General features: G+C 64.0%; 15 protein-coding genes. 10 read left to right on the forward strand and 5 right to left on the reverse strand.

The annotated features are described in order from the left end of the window. The first annotated feature begins 49 nt into the window (after positions 1–49). Positions 50–1,849 carry a tetratricopeptide repeat protein gene (locus IM784_RS11475; protein WP_199555483.1) on the forward strand — a complete coding sequence of 600 codons (1,800 nt, stop codon included), beginning with the start codon at positions 50–52 and terminating at the stop codon, positions 1,847–1,849. A gap of 170 nt (positions 1,850–2,019) precedes the next feature. On the opposite strand, the gene IM784_RS11480 is transcribed toward IM784_RS11475, so the two are convergent. Further along, entirely contained in the window at positions 2,020–2,331 is a 312-nt protein-coding gene (locus IM784_RS11480; RefSeq protein ID WP_199555484.1) for a UrcA family protein, read from the reverse strand. A gap of 113 nt (positions 2,332–2,444) precedes the next feature. Continuing rightward, positions 2,445–3,092, reverse strand: coding sequence for an alpha/beta hydrolase (locus IM784_RS11485; protein ID WP_199555485.1), 648 nt, complete (start codon positions 3,090–3,092; stop codon positions 2,445–2,447). Positions 3,093–3,246: 154 nt separating this feature from the next. Between IM784_RS11485 and IM784_RS11490 the strand changes: the two genes are divergently transcribed. From IM784_RS11490 to IM784_RS11530, 9 genes are all read left to right on the forward strand, one after another. Beyond that, complete coding sequence (locus IM784_RS11490; RefSeq protein WP_199555486.1) at positions 3,247–4,323, forward strand: cysteine desulfurase family protein; 1,077 nt, start codon at positions 3,247–3,249, stop codon at positions 4,321–4,323. Continuing rightward, positions 4,313–5,419: a cysteine desulfurase family protein gene (locus IM784_RS11495; RefSeq protein WP_199555487.1), complete on the forward strand. Its 1,107-nt coding sequence runs from the start codon at positions 4,313–4,315 to the stop codon at positions 5,417–5,419. The genes IM784_RS11490 and IM784_RS11495 overlap by 11 nt, the downstream gene beginning before the upstream one ends. Then, positions 5,416–5,751 carry a 2Fe-2S iron-sulfur cluster-binding protein gene (locus tag IM784_RS11500; RefSeq protein WP_199555488.1) on the forward strand — a complete coding sequence of 112 codons (336 nt, stop codon included), beginning with the start codon at positions 5,416–5,418 and terminating at the stop codon, positions 5,749–5,751. The genes IM784_RS11495 and IM784_RS11500 overlap by 4 nt, the downstream gene beginning before the upstream one ends. Before the next feature lie 82 nt (positions 5,752–5,833). Further along, positions 5,834–7,303, forward strand: coding sequence for an AMP nucleosidase (locus IM784_RS11505; RefSeq protein WP_199555489.1), 1,470 nt, complete (start codon positions 5,834–5,836; stop codon positions 7,301–7,303). A 132-nt stretch (positions 7,304–7,435) separates the two neighbouring features. Then, entirely contained in the window at positions 7,436–8,533 is a 1,098-nt protein-coding gene (locus tag IM784_RS11510; RefSeq protein ID WP_199555490.1) for a hypothetical protein, read from the forward strand. A gap of 29 nt (positions 8,534–8,562) precedes the next feature. After that, positions 8,563–9,072, forward strand: a complete 510-nt coding sequence (locus IM784_RS11515; protein ID WP_199555491.1) for a hypothetical protein — start codon at positions 8,563–8,565, stop codon at positions 9,070–9,072. A gap of 253 nt (positions 9,073–9,325) precedes the next feature. Beyond that, on the forward strand, positions 9,326–9,784 hold the full coding sequence (locus tag IM784_RS11520) for a hypothetical protein (protein ID WP_199555492.1): 459 nt from the start codon (positions 9,326–9,328) through the stop codon (positions 9,782–9,784). Between the two features lie 86 nt (positions 9,785–9,870). Then, positions 9,871–10,317, forward strand: coding sequence for a hypothetical protein (locus IM784_RS11525; RefSeq protein WP_199555493.1), 447 nt, complete (start codon positions 9,871–9,873; stop codon positions 10,315–10,317). A 61-nt stretch (positions 10,318–10,378) separates the two neighbouring features. Next, positions 10,379–11,173 (forward strand): SDR family NAD(P)-dependent oxidoreductase, encoded by a 795-nt coding sequence (locus tag IM784_RS11530; RefSeq protein WP_199555494.1) that lies wholly within the window; start codon positions 10,379–10,381, stop codon positions 11,171–11,173. Between the two features lie 49 nt (positions 11,174–11,222). Here IM784_RS11530 and mtgA read toward each other — a convergent pair whose 3' ends face one another. Genes mtgA through IM784_RS11545 form a run of 3 tightly spaced genes read right to left on the reverse strand, consistent with a single transcriptional unit; the run spans position 11,223 to position 13,389 of the window. After that, positions 11,223–11,912: a monofunctional biosynthetic peptidoglycan transglycosylase gene (mtgA, locus tag IM784_RS11535; protein WP_328799520.1), complete on the reverse strand. Its 690-nt coding sequence runs from the start codon at positions 11,910–11,912 to the stop codon at positions 11,223–11,225. Beyond that, complete coding sequence (locus IM784_RS11540; RefSeq protein WP_199555495.1) at positions 11,897–12,613, reverse strand: N-formylglutamate amidohydrolase; 717 nt, start codon at positions 12,611–12,613, stop codon at positions 11,897–11,899. Before IM784_RS11540 ends, mtgA begins: the two co-directional genes overlap by 16 nt. Then, positions 12,610–13,389: an enoyl-CoA hydratase/isomerase family protein gene (locus IM784_RS11545; protein WP_207791749.1), complete on the reverse strand. Its 780-nt coding sequence runs from the start codon at positions 13,387–13,389 to the stop codon at positions 12,610–12,612. Before IM784_RS11545 ends, IM784_RS11540 begins: the two co-directional genes overlap by 4 nt. Between the last annotated feature and the right edge of the window lie 87 nt (positions 13,390–13,476).

Genomic DNA, 13,476 nt, shown 5'->3' on the forward strand with positions numbered 1-13,476 from the left:
CCGGCATCGGTCTTCTTGTCAATTGCCGGGGCTCGGCGCACAAAACCGCATGCGCGCCACCAGCCTGTTCCTCGCAATCGCCCTCCTCGCCCAGCCGTTCGCCCAGCCGTTCGTGCAGCCGGCGGCAGCGCAGGCGCAATCCTCCGACGCGGACATCCTCGTCCGCAGCTCCCGCGACCGCCTCAGCAACTGGCGCGAGGCAGAGACCGAGCATGTAATCGTCCTCTCCGACGGCAAGCAGGCCGATCTCGTCCGGATCGCCCACAATCTCGAACGGCTGCACTTCCTCCTTTCCATTCTCTACGATCGGCTCGATGCCTCCCCCGACATCGTGAAGCCGCGCATCACCCTCGTCGGCGACGGCGCCGAATTCGATGCGATGGACCTGCAAAGCCGCCGCGCCCAATCCGGCCCCTATCCGGCGGAGTTTCCCGCCCAGGCCTATTATGATCCGCGGGAAGACGGCCCGGTCGCCGCGCTCAGCCGCCTCGACCAGAAGCTCGTCCTGCAACGCGGCCCGGCGCTCGCCGGCGTCCTCCCCGATCTCGTCCGGATGACGTCTGAGACCGGCTCCGCCCTGCCGGGCAACAGCCGCTCGCCCGGCCCGATGCCCGATCCCGGCGCCGCCAGTGCCACGGCGATGCAGTTCGGCGGCTCCCCCGCAACGGCAGCCGGCGTCAACGAAATCTCGGTCCTGGTCGATGCAGAATCGCGCATCTATGCCGCCTATGCCCGGCACTTCCTGCAGACCTACCTCCCGGCCGCCTATCCGCGCTGGTATGTCGATGGCTTCGGCGAACTCTTCTCCACCTTCGTCGCCAAGTCCGGCGAACATGGCGAACGCATCGAATATGGCCGCGCCCCCGGCGATTACAGCACGGTGATCGCCCGCTATGCCCGCTACCCGGTCGCAAAAATCCTGTCCGGCGACTATCTCGCCGACCGCAACTCCGCCCGCCGCTGGACGCCCTATCACGCCTGGGTCCTCACCCACATGCTCAGCTTCGACGAAGCCCGGCGCAAGCAGCTCTCCGTCTATCTCGGCCGCATCGCCCGCGGCGATTCCCCCGCCGACGCCGCGCAAGCCTTCGGAGACCTCGACCAGCTGCAAAAGGACCTCATCGCCTGGGACAACCGGCGCATGCCCTTCGATCGCATCAGCTACCCGGCAGGCAAGGTGGACGCCCCGACCGTCCATCAGCTCACCGAAGGCCAGGCCGCCTTCGTGAAGGGCCGTCTCGAGCTCGGCTCGCGCGTCGAACTCCCCCCGGAAAGCAGCGACCCAAAGGCCGCAAAGGCCCGCGCAAGGGCCATCGCCGAGCGCGACAGCTGGCTTGCCCGCCTCCGCCGCGACGCCAACCGCTACGGCAACAATCTGGAGGCCCAGCTGCTGCTCGCCGAAGCCGAATGCCGCAGCGGCAATCCCGCCGAATGCGTCGCCGCCGCCGACCGCGCCCTGGTGCTCAGCCCCGGCAACACCAACGCCCTCTCGTGGAAGGGCTGGGGGCAGGTGGAGCAGGCCGGCAACCCCGCCGACATCAAGGCCGCCCGCGCCCTCATCGCCCGCGCCAACCGCACCGATCCGCTGAACCCGGCGCCGCTCCTCGCCTATTATCGCAGCTTCCGCGAAACCGGCGCGCAGCCACCCGAAGTCGCGGTCCTGGGCCTCGCCGAAGTCGTCCGTATCGTCCCCGCCGCCCCCGGCCCAAGGCTCGAACTCGCCGAAGCCCTTGTCCAGCGCGGGCTGGAAGACGCCGCCCGCCGCCTGCTCGCCCCGGTCACGCGCGGCGCCTGGAAATCCCCGGAATCGGAAAAGGCGGCCGCATTGCTGCAGGCCGCCAGCCCCTAGAAAAGTCGACGGCGTGGCGTGCAGGCTCTTCCTGCAGCCGTCGCGTCACAGCCTCCGTCGCGCGGGCGGGAAAAAAATGTGAAAGCGCGACGTCGGGCAAATGCCGGCTGAAATGGAAAGGGCGGGCGCCCGAAAGCACCCGCCCATTTCACGTCCGAACCTGCCGCGCGTCAGTTGCTGGCAAGCCTTGCGGTCTTCGCGCGGCTGGCGCGCACCGCGGCGTCCACCTGCGATTGCAGGCCGGCCGACGTCTCGCTGATGCAGCGATCCTGTGCCTCGCGCACGGCGGCGCTGTCGTCCACCGGGTTCACGGCGCAGATGCTGGCAACGGCGCGATTCAGTCGCTTCTGCAGCGTCGCGCGCCCGGCATCGCTTTCCAGGTTCAGGTCACCGAAATTCACCTGCCTCGCCACCATCGGCTCAGCGACGGCCGGCAGCGACAGAAGGGCGGCGGCAACAACAACGACAGACTTCACGAACATGGCAAATCCTCTCCTCTGAAGAGGAAGCTATGCCGATGTCTCAAATGTGTCAATCGGGCGTCATAAAACTGTAACCAACAGCGTTATAATTCCCTCGCTCTCGAGTCGGGTGCCTATTTACCCGACAGCAATCTCCGGTCCAGATAGCCCTCCACGGTGCCCATCAGTTCGTCCATCTCGTTGGTATAGAAATGATTTGCGCCTTCGATCTTCTCATAGTCGATGGTGATGTGGCGCTGGGTCTTCAGCTTGTCGACCAGCTTCTGCACGGCCGGTTCCGTGACAACTTCGTCGGAAGTGCCCTGCACGATGATGCCGCTCGAAGGGCAGGGCGCCAGAAATCCGAAGTCATACAGATTCGCCGGCGGCGCGATCGAGATGAACCCCTTCACTTCCGGCCGCCGCATCAAGAGCTGCATGCCGATCCACGCCCCAAAGCTGTAGCCGGCCACCCAGGTGCCCGAGGATTCCGGGTTCAGCGCCTGCAGCCAGTCGAGAGCAGAGGCGGCATCGGACAGCTCGCCGACACCATTGTCGAAGCTCCCCTCCGAACGTCCGACGCCGCGGAAGTTGAAGCGCAGCGTCGCAAAGCCGCGCTTCACGAACATCTGGTACAGCGCCAGCGTGATGGCGTTGTTCATGGTGCCGCCGGCCTGCGGATGCGGGTGCAGCACGATTGCCACGGGCGGGCGCGGCTTGCCGGCGGGCTGGTAGCGGCCCTGCAGACGACCTTCGGGTCCAGGGAAAATGACTTCCGGCACAGGCGTTCCTTGACTGGTTGCGCAGCGCAGCAAAATCGGGCGCGGCTACGGGACATTGCTACGGGACGTGGCTACGGGACATGGCTACGGGACGTGGCGAAAAATGAGAGGGCGGCTATAAGGAACCGGACATGAAAATTGCAAGCTTTCTGAGATGAGCCGCGCGCGCACGTACCTCGATTGGGCCGCCACCGCTCCGCTGCAACCGGCAGCCGCCGCCGCCATGGCCGAAGGCGCGCAGCGCCTCGCCAGCGGAGACTGGGCCAACCCCTCCTCCGTCCACGCCCCCGGCCGCGCCGCCCGCCATGCGCTCAACACCGCCCGCGAGCAGATCGCCGCCTTCTTCCGCGTGCAGCCAGACGCCATCATCTTCACCAGCGGCGGCACCGAAGCCCTGGCGCTCGCCCTGCAGGGCGCCACCTCCACCCAGATCCTCTCAGGCGCCACCGAGCATCCCGCCGTGCTGGAGGCCGCCCGCCACGCCACCACCATCCCCGTCGACCGCAACGGGCAGGCCATCCTCCCGGAAATCCCCGCAGGCGCCCTTGTCGCCCTGCAGCACGCCAACAACGAAACCGGCGCCGTGCAGGATCTCGCAGGCGTAGCCGAAACCGTCCACGCCGCAGGCGCAAGGCTGGTATCGGATTGCGTGCAATCCGCCGGCAAACTCCCGCTCCCACCCGCCGACTTCATCGCCATCAGCTCGCACAAGCTCGGCGGCCCCGCCGGCGTCGGCTGCCTGATCGTCCGCTGCAAGGACGATTTCCGCCCCATCCAGAAGGGCGGCGGACAGGAACAGGGCTGGCGCGGCGGCACCGAAAACCTGCTCGGCGTCCTCGGTTTCGCCGCAGCCCTCACCGCATGGGACAAGGATTTCCCCACCCGCGCCGCTACCCTGCAAGCGCGCCTCGAATCCGCTGCCACAGCCCACGGCGCGCAAATCAACGCCGCCGGCGGCCCACGCCTCCCCAACATCTCCAACATCTACCTGCCGCGCGTAGCCGCCAGCACCCAGCTGATGGCAATCGACATGGCCGGCATCTCGGTAAGTCAGGGCAGCGCCTGCTCGTCCGGCACGCTGAAAGCCTCCCCCACGCTCGCAGCCATGGGCCTCACCGAAGCCGCCACCCAGTCGCTGCGCCTATCCACCGGCTGGCTGACCACCGAAGCCGACATAGACCGCTTCCTCGCCGCCTGGCTCCCGATCGCCACCCGCGCAAATGCCGCCTGAAATCCTCGACCTCGACGCCCAGTCCACCACCCCGCTGGCGCCCGAAGCGCTGGCGGCCATGGTGCGCCAACCGCACTGGAACCCGCACAGCCCCCACCGCGGCGGCCGCCTCGCCAAAGCCGCCCTCGAAGCCGCCCGCGTGCAGGTCGCCGCCCTCCTCGGCCGCGATCCCTCCGGCCTCCTCTTCACCAGCGGCGCCACCGAAGCCAACAACCTCGCCCTCAAGGGCATCCTCGAAAAACACCCCGGCAAGCGCCTCATAACCTTCGCCACCGAACACAGCTGCGTCCTCGAATCCGCCCGACACGTGCCCAACCCGGTCACCATCCTGCCGGTAGAACCCAACGGCCTCCCAAACCGCGCCGCCTACACAGCCGCGCTGTCCGGAAAAGATGGGGGCCCAGACGTGGCGCTGGTCTCCGCCATGCTAATCAACAACGAAATCGGCAGCATCTGGCCCATCGGGGAACTCGCCGCCGAAGCCCACGCCCACGGCGCCCTCTTCCACACAGACGCCGCCCAGGCCTTCGCCAAAATCCCGATCCCGGATGGCCCGGACCTCATCAGCCTCTCCGCCCACAAGATGCACGGCCCCAAGGGCATAGGCGCCCTCTGGCTCGCCCCCCACACGCCGATAACCCCCCAGATGGACGGCGGCCTGCAGGAGCATGACATCCGCTCCGGCACCCAGTCCCCCGCACTTGCCGCAGGCTTCGGCGCCGCCGCCAGCCTCGCCGACCCGGCAGCCACCCGCGCCCACGCCGAAGCGCTGATGGCCATCGCCCTCGAAGCCTTGCATCCCATCCCCCACAGCCTCAACGGCCCCGCCCCGCTCACCCCGCAGCGCTGGCCCGGCAACCTCAGCATCACCTTCCCCGGCGAGGACAGCTCCCGCCTCATCGCCCGGCTTCCCGGCCTCGCCCTCTCCTCCGGCGCCGCCTGCTCGTCGGCCAGCAACCGCCCCAGCCATGTCCTCGCCGCCCTCGGCCTCCCCGCCACCGCCGCCCGCCAGACCCTCCGCCTCGGCTGGAGCACCGCCACAACGGCGGAAACCTTGCGCGAGGCGCTCGCCCAGCTAGTCTCCGCCCTCAAATGACCAACGTCCGCTTCCTGAACCCCGATGGCACGCTCGCTGCCGAAGCCACCGCCCCCCCCGGCCAGCGCCTGCTTACCCTCGCGCAAACCCTCGGCCTGCCGCTAGAGGGCACCTGCGAAGGCGCCATGGCCTGCAGCACCTGCCACGTCCTCGTTGCGCCCACAGATCTCTCCAAGCTCCCCGCCCCCTCCGCGCACGAGGAGGACATGCTCGATTTCACCCCCCATGCAGGCCCCACCAGCCGCCTCAGCTGCCAGATCGAACTCACCGCAGACCTCGCCACGCTCGAAGTGCGCCTGCCCCCCAACCACGCCAACATGCAGGGCCGCTAACGTCCCGCCCCCAACTTCGCAGCCCCCAACTTCACAGCCCCCAACTTCACAGCGCAACAATCCCGTGGCATAGGCCCCTGGGATGACAACAGCATCCAAAGAAACCACCCCCACCGCCACCCAACTCGTCGATGAACTGGCCGCCATCCACGCCGCCTCCGTCACGGCGCTGCGCACCGCCCTCAGGTCCTTCCTCGAAGGCGGCCCGCCCCCCACCACCAAACAACGCGCCCAGGGCCTTTTCGCCTATCCCGAGCTCCATCTCGAATGGCACCCCACCACCGATGTCCCGCGCATCGGCCGCGCCTTTGCCCGCCTGAACCAGCCGGGCAGCTACGCCGTCACCGTCACCCACCCCAACCATTTCCGCCGCTACCTCACCGAACAGATCGAGCTGCTCCAGCGCGACTACAACGCCCAGCTCTCCGTCCGCCCCAGCCGCGTCGAAATCCCCTTCCCCTATGTGCTGGATGGCGCCGAAGGCCTCACCCTTGATGCCACGGCCGCCCGCGAACTCGCCCGCCACTTCCCCACCACGGATCTGAAGCACATCGGCGACGAACTCCCCGACGGCCTCTGGGAACAATCCCCGGTAGAGCCGCGCCCGCTGGCCCTGTTCGACGGCCCCCGCACGGATTTCTCGCTGGCCCGCCTGAAGCACTATACCGGCGCCCCCGCGCACCACACGCAGAACCACATCCTCTTCACCAACTACCACCGCTACGTGGACGAGTTCATCCGCTGGGCCGTCACCGAGCTGAAACGCGAAGGCAGCCGCTACACCCACCTCAGCTGCTCCGGCGGCGCCCTCCTCGATCACCAGAACGCCAGCCTCGAAAACGCCCAGGGCGACGGCAGCTGGCGCAAGCACCAGATGCCGGCCTGGCACCTGATGGCCGAAGGCGGGCAGGGGGTAACCCTCGTCAACATCGGCGTAGGCCCCAGCAACGCGAAAACCATCACCGACCATCTGGCAGTCCTCCGCCCGCAAGCCTGGCTGATGATAGGCCACTGCGGGGGCCTGCGCCCCAGCCAGTCCATCGGCGACTATGTGCTGGCCCACGCCTATCTGCGCGACGACCATGTCCTCGACGACATGCTGCCGCCCGAAATCCCCATCCCCGCCATCGCCGAAGTGCAGCTGGCCCTCGATCAAGCCGCCAGAACGGTGACGGGCCTGGACCACGAAGCCCTGAAACCAAGGCTCCGCACCGGCACGGTAGTCACCACGGACGACCGCAACTGGGAACTAAGGTTCGGCCTCTCGGCAAGAAGGTTCAACCAAAGCCGCGCGGTGGCTGTGGATATGGAAAGCGCGACGATCGCCGCGCAGGGGTATCGGTTCCGGGTGCCTTACGGGACGTTGCTGTGCGTGTCGGACAAGCCGCTGCACGGGGAGATCAAGCTCCCCGGACAGGCCAACCGGTTTTACGAGGGGGCGATTTCCGAGCATCTGCAGATCGGGATTTCTGCTGTGGAGATCCTGCGGTCTGAGGGTGGGAAGGTGCACTCGCGGAAATTGCGGGCTTTTGATGAGCCGCCGTTTAGGTGAGAGATTTTTGGTCGGAGATTCTGCCTGCCATCCGTTCATTGAGGCAAGCTGCTGAAGACAGTAACTTTATACAAGTACACGTTTGACAATGAGAGTAGGACAAGAATAGCGTCGCCTCCATAGGAGGGTAACGTGCCTACCATTGAGATTGATATAAATGCCTATGTCGTTCCGAGCGACCATAGGGTTTTCAAATGTTCGCCAGGAAAAACGTATCGTTTCTTCGAAACAATACAGGATTCTCGTGCAATATTCTTGGATATTCGTGGACTAGACGTTTTGGGTACCCGGCCAGATCAATGGAATTGGCAGAGTGCGTTAGAAATAGTTTCGGCAGATAGGTGGGATAGAGAACTTGAGAGTAGGTCTAGGGGTAATAAGCCTTCAAGTTCTCAAGGAATAAATAAAACAGATCGTAGAAACATTACTTTCTTAAAGCAATTATTGCTAGAGGCAAAAAAGGGAGATTTTGTTATAGTCCCCGTGGAGGGGTATACTAGACAAATATTGATTGGGGAATTTACAACAAATCCGGGATCTGCTCGCTCAGTTGAGGCGGTAGACGCAGGAACATCGAGAAATTTTGTGGGCAGATCCGTTAAATGGCACAATGGAGTTGAAAAAAGAAGGCTTTCGGAGAGTTTGATTAAGGTGTTGCATACACAGACGGCGGTATTTTTACTTGGAAAAGATTTGTATCCAGAGGTGTATAAGTGGTCTCTCGGCGACTATATATACAATGATCTTCACAATGCAGATTTTAGCACCACAAAAGATAAATTTACTGCTGAAGACAGTGCAGTTATTTCAGTTTGGCTGAATGGGTTTGAAGCACTTCGCCACGCTTTGGAAACGGATTGTGTGCAAACGCTGCCGGGGTCGTTTGCGGCAATGGGCCTAATGAAGCTACCTGATGTTACATCATCAGAACTAACTGTTAACATAAATTCGCCCGGTGCATTTTCTATACGATATCATGGTCGATTCCCGATAGTTTTAATGGCGATGCTGACACTCAGTTCATGCTCTCCTGGTGATGTTGCAAGCAGCCAGATACAGATAAACCTCCGGCAGATTGGTGATGCGCCGACGGATTGCGCGTTCCAGATTTCAAGGGAGACCGAATCTTATATTCAGGCGTTAGCTTACCCCCGGCTCGAGGAGGTATGTAAGCTCGGGGCTCGAGCAAAGGCGGACGCCTCCCTTCGAACGAACGCTCGGTTGAAATAGTGAGGAGCCTAGCTTAGATTAGATTCGCTATGGAGGTCGCTCAACCCGCTGGAGGTATGCCTCCTACAGCGCCGAATGGTATGCGCCATGCGCTTTTGACCATCTGGGCGCCGGCAATTGCGTCTGCAATTTTTGCGGCTATTGTGACTTTTTTCGTTACAGCTAATCTAAATAATACGGCTGCGATAAAGCAGCAATACTATGTTTCCCTTGCAAATTTCAATGACACGGGAACAAAGATGGACGCCGTCCTGAGTAATTATGTAGATGCGCTACTTGACGGAAAGCTTTCTGCCCAAAACAGAAATGAAGTTAGGCAGGCTATCACGACTCACGCTGCTGCGTCTGCGCAGCTTAAGGGTATATTGGAAGACCGGCAGATTGATAATTACCAGCGAGCGCTAGGAATATTACGTTCATTGTTCGAGCAAACGACCGACATTTCCTCAGCAATGAGGGCCGGGCAGGCACACATTGATTTGATTGAGCACAGGAACAAAATGCATGATGCTGCTAGGGATCAGATTGAACGTATTTAGTTGAGAGTTATATTTTGCGGCCGCGCGGCAAAGCCGCACGAGTCCGCCGATCCAAACAAGAACAAGCAAGAAAGAGCGGGCAAAGCCCGCCCCCGTCGGACGGGTTGGTCGGCCTGATGGCCTCCGCCCCGCCGGCCGAGCCTGCGGCGTGTCCAGCGTTTGCGCGTTCCGCGCAAAGCTTGGCCGCCTTCGGCTGTCCTACACAAACCAAAACGGTTAAATCCTCGCCCTCAACCCAAGAGGGCAAGCCACCATGCAGTTCCACCCAGTCGCCACCGGTAACCGCAGCAACGGCTGGACCGCCGACAAACAGGCCTATTTCCTCGGCCATCTCGCCGCCACCGGTTCTGTCGCGCAAGCGGCGGCCTTCGTCGGCATGACCGCCCGCTCAGCCTACAAGCTCGGTACCCGCCCCGATGCCGCCAGCTTCTGCGCCGCATGGAGCCGGGCCATCGATATCGCCTGCGGCCGCCCACCCTTCGTCCCGCATCCAGATGCCGAGCTGGCGCTCCCCGATCGCCGCTTGATGTGGGCGCTATCCTATCACGGCAATCGTGCAGCCTCGCCCACACGCTCCTATTGCACCCACACACTGGCGCTCGACCTTCAGGCCGCCATCGCCAACCTCACCGACATCCCGTCAAATCTCGAAGAGATGCCAAGCCCCGAAAGCTCGCGCACGCCCCCACAGGAGTCAGTGCGAAAATCGTGAACTTGTCCCAGGTGAATCTCCAACAGGCCCCGGGATTCCCCCGCCTGCCAAATCAGGCTACAGTATTCGTCAGGGAGGATAGCGAAATGGCAACTGCATCCGATCGTGCCACGCCCTGGTATCACTGGCTTGTCGCGCTGATCGCCATCGCCTGGAACGGCTTTGGCGCCATGGACTATACGATGACGCAGATGAAAGGCGATGCCTGGCTTCGCCAGATGGAAATGACCGAGGCGCAGATCGCCTATTTCCACACCATGCCAAGCTGGGCGATGGCCGTCTGGGCCATCGGCGTCTGGGGCGGCGTGCTCGGCGGCGTCCTGCTGCTGTTCCGCAGCCGCCATGCCGTGCCGGCGCTCATCCTCTCGCTTATCGCCTTCGTCGTCAGCCTGATCTACACCTACCTGCTCTCCAACGGCGCCGCCGTCATGGGCGGGCAGGGCGTCTATGTCATGCAGGCGGTCATCTTCGCCAGCTGCCTGTTCTTTGTCTGGTATGCCCGCCGGGCGCTGGCGCGGGGAATCCTGCGCTAAACGCCAATATCCTCCCGGCGGGATCCGGCCCAGGATGCCGGGAAAAGCCGGGAGGAATTGCATGAGACTGAAGGGCAGGGTGGCCATCGTCACCGGAGCATCGAGCGGCATCGGCCGCAGCACCGCCATCACGCTGGCGCGCGAGGGCGCCGCCGTCATGGCCACCGACATCGACGACAGGGGCGGCGCCGAAACCCTCGCCGCCATCACCGCGGCAGGCGGAAAAGCCAGGTATCTTCAACAGGATGTAAGATCCGAAGAGCAATGGATCGCCACCGTCGCCGCCACCGTCGCGGCGTTCGGCAACCTGCACATCCTTGTCAACAACGCCGGCATCGGCTCCGGCCAGCTGGTCACCGAAATGTCGCTCGAAGCCTGGAACAACCAGGTCGCCATCAACCTCACCGGAGTCTTCCTCGGCTGCAAGCACGCCATTCCCGCCATGCGCAAGACAGGCTCCGGCGGCTCGATCATCAACATTTCGTCGGTGGCCGGCCTCGAAGGCTCGGCAGGCCTCGCCGGCTACTGCGCCACCAAGGGCGGCGTCCGCCTCTTCACCAAGGCCGTCGCCAAGGAATATGCCGCAGACCGCATCCGCTGCAACTCGGTCCACCCCGGCATCATCGACACGCCGATCTGGACCAAGATAGACGAAGGCGGCCTGCAGGAGCTGCAAGCCATCAGCCAACCCGGCGCCAACGCCCCCAACCCGGATATGATCGCCCAGATGGGCTCGCCGATGGCCCGCGCCGGCTCCCCGGACGACATCGCCAACGGCATCCTGTTCCTGGCTTCAGACGAAAGCGGCTACATGACCGGAAGCGAGCTGGTGATCGACGGAGGCTGGACGGCTTGAAGCATGTTCCGGGGCGAAACCCCGGAAACCCATGCTGACCAACAAAGGTCTAACCCCAGACGCAGCTGTCCAGCCCCTCGTTTGCCACCACCCGCGTGCGGCCCGCGATCCGGTTGGCATAGCGCTTGGTGTAACGGCCGGGGCTGGCGGCATCGCGCTTGATCGGCTGCGGCAGGATGGCGGCCAGCCGCGCTGCTTCCTGTCGCGTCAGCTTGCTGGCCGGTTTCTTGAAATAATGCTGGCTCGCCGCCTCGACGCCAAACACGCCGCGGCCGAATTCGGCCACGTTCAGATAGACTTCCATGATCCGGGGCTTGCCCCAGATGAACTCGATCAGCACGGTGAACCAGGCCTCGATGCCCTTCCGAACCATCGTCCGCCCCGGCCACAGAAAGGCATTCTTGGCGGTCTGCTGGCTGATGGTGGAGCCGCCGCGCAGCTTCTTGCCCTGCTTGTTGCGCTCCATCGCCTTCTCGATCGCTTCGATATCGAAGCCGCGATGCGAACAGAAATTGGCGTCCTCCGCCGCAATAACCGCACGCGGAATATGGCGGGACATTTCATCCAGCCCCACCCAGTCCTGATAGACGATCACGCCGTTGAAATGGTCGCGCGCCATCAGGAAGGTCGTTGGCGGATTGATCCAGCGCGTCGCCACCACCCAGACCAGGCTGAAGGCGACCAGAAAGGCAAAGGCCTTCAGGATGAATTTCAGGACGAGTGCTAACAAGGTTGGCACAGACCCTCCAATGTCGTTCGGATGGTGCGTTCCACCACAGCCGCAAAACGCGCCACGCCGGCCTCGTCACCTATCAGATCCTGCCGGATCTCGAAGCCCAGCGCCGGTATGCCGTGCGCTTCGGCATGCACATCCACCGTATAGTTCAGCACCTTCCCCGAATAGGGCTCGTTTGCGCCGACCGGCCCGCCCAGATCCTCTGCCTCCAGCGCTGCCAGCCCAAGCTCGGTGGCGCGGAAATCCTTGTTCCAAAGCAATGCAATCGGCCACGGCCGCGGCGCCGGCGCTTCGGCAAGCGCGGGCGTGAAGCTGTGCACCGAACAGATCAGCTCCGGGCGCCGCTCCGCCACCAGCGCCGCCAGCCCATCGTGGAACTGCGCGTGCAGCGCCAGCCGTGCCGCCATAGCCGCCGGCGAAAGGCCGACATTGCCCGGAATGACGATCCCGTCGCTGCGTTCGGGCACGGCATGTTCGGGTGGGCGGTTGCAGTCCACAACCAGCCGCGAAACCGTGGCCAGCCAGGCCCGGCAATCCAGAGCTGCCGCCACTGCTTCCGTCACGGCAGCAGCGCCGATATCCCAGGCCACATGCTGCTGCATTGCCTCCGCGGGAACGCCCAGCACCAGCCCGTCGGGCACCGCGTTGGAGGCGTGATCGCACACCAGCAGCACGCGGGGGTCGTTGCCGTCGATCAGCCTCATCCGCGAAACTCCGGCGCGCGCTTGCCCAGGAAGGCGCTGACGCCTTCCCTGAAATCCGCCCCCGTGAAGGCTTCGTCGAACACGGCGGCGCTCCTCGCATCGTCGTCCGTGGTGCCATCCAGGATACGCCGGACGACCAGCCGCGTCTGCCGCTGGGTGAAGGGAGAAACGGCCAGCATCCGCTCGGCCAGCGCCATTGCTGCCGCCTCTGCATCCACGGCCACCTCCTCCACCAGCCCGATCGCCAGCGCTTCGTCGGCAGACAGCAGCATCCCGGTATAGAGCAGCCGCTTCGCCTGCCCCGGGCCCACCAGATCGACCAGCAGCTTGGTATCGTGCAGCGGATAGACGAGGCCCAGCTTGGCCGGCGTGATGCCCAGCCGTGCGCGCGGGCTGGCAATGCGGATGTCTGCCGCCAGCGCCAGCCCGCACCCGCCGCCAATGCAATCGCCGTCGACGATGGCAATCACCGGCTTCTCGCAGCGGGAAAGCGCCAGCTGCGCGCCGCGAATGGCGGACTGGTTGCGCGCCCGCCATTCGGGGCTCGCGGTCTCTCGCGCGAATTCGCCGATATCGGCCCCGGCACAGAACAGCCCCGGCGTCGCCGAGCCCAGCAGCAACAGCCGCACGTCGGGGTTTGCCATCGCCTCGCCGACCAGCTGCGGGACGGCTTCCCACATCTGCTGATTCATCGCGTTCCGCTTGTCGGCGCGATCCAGCAGCAGCCGGGCGACCGGCCCCTCGATCTTCAGATGGATGGTGGAAATCGGCTGCAAATCCCTGACCTTTCAGGGTCAGCATTGGCAGCACCCTATGTGCTTCTCAAGCGTCCGGAACAAGGAAAAGGCGGCGACCCGGGATCT

Origin of the sequence: Sandaracinobacteroides hominis (genome assembly GCF_016464365.1) — a bacterium.
GTDB classification, from domain to species: Bacteria; Pseudomonadota; Alphaproteobacteria; order Sphingomonadales; family Sphingomonadaceae; genus Sandaracinobacteroides; species Sandaracinobacteroides hominis.

Excerpts from the sequence above, each read along its gene's own strand:
- IM784_RS11475 (WP_199555483.1), top strand. The coding sequence starts at position 50 with ATGCGCGCCACCAGCCTGTTCCTCGCAATCGCCCTCCTCGCCCAGCCG.
- IM784_RS11480 (WP_199555484.1), bottom strand. The coding sequence starts at position 2,331 with ATGTTCGTGAAGTCTGTCGTTGTTGTTGCCGCCGCCCTTCTGTCGCTG.
- IM784_RS11490 (WP_199555486.1), top strand. The coding sequence starts at position 3,247 with ATGAGCCGCGCGCGCACGTACCTCGATTGGGCCGCCACCGCTCCGCTG.
- IM784_RS11495 (WP_199555487.1), top strand. The coding sequence starts at position 4,313 with ATGCCGCCTGAAATCCTCGACCTCGACGCCCAGTCCACCACCCCGCTG.
- IM784_RS11500 (WP_199555488.1), top strand. The coding sequence starts at position 5,416 with ATGACCAACGTCCGCTTCCTGAACCCCGATGGCACGCTCGCTGCCGAA.
- IM784_RS11505 (WP_199555489.1), top strand. The coding sequence starts at position 5,834 with ATGACAACAGCATCCAAAGAAACCACCCCCACCGCCACCCAACTCGTC.
- IM784_RS11515 (WP_199555491.1), top strand. The coding sequence starts at position 8,563 with ATGGAGGTCGCTCAACCCGCTGGAGGTATGCCTCCTACAGCGCCGAAT.
- IM784_RS11520 (WP_199555492.1), top strand. The coding sequence starts at position 9,326 with ATGCAGTTCCACCCAGTCGCCACCGGTAACCGCAGCAACGGCTGGACC.
- IM784_RS11525 (WP_199555493.1), top strand. The coding sequence starts at position 9,871 with ATGGCAACTGCATCCGATCGTGCCACGCCCTGGTATCACTGGCTTGTC.
- IM784_RS11530 (WP_199555494.1), top strand. The coding sequence starts at position 10,379 with ATGAGACTGAAGGGCAGGGTGGCCATCGTCACCGGAGCATCGAGCGGC.
- IM784_RS11540 (WP_199555495.1), bottom strand. The coding sequence starts at position 12,613 with ATGAGGCTGATCGACGGCAACGACCCCCGCGTGCTGCTGGTGTGCGAT.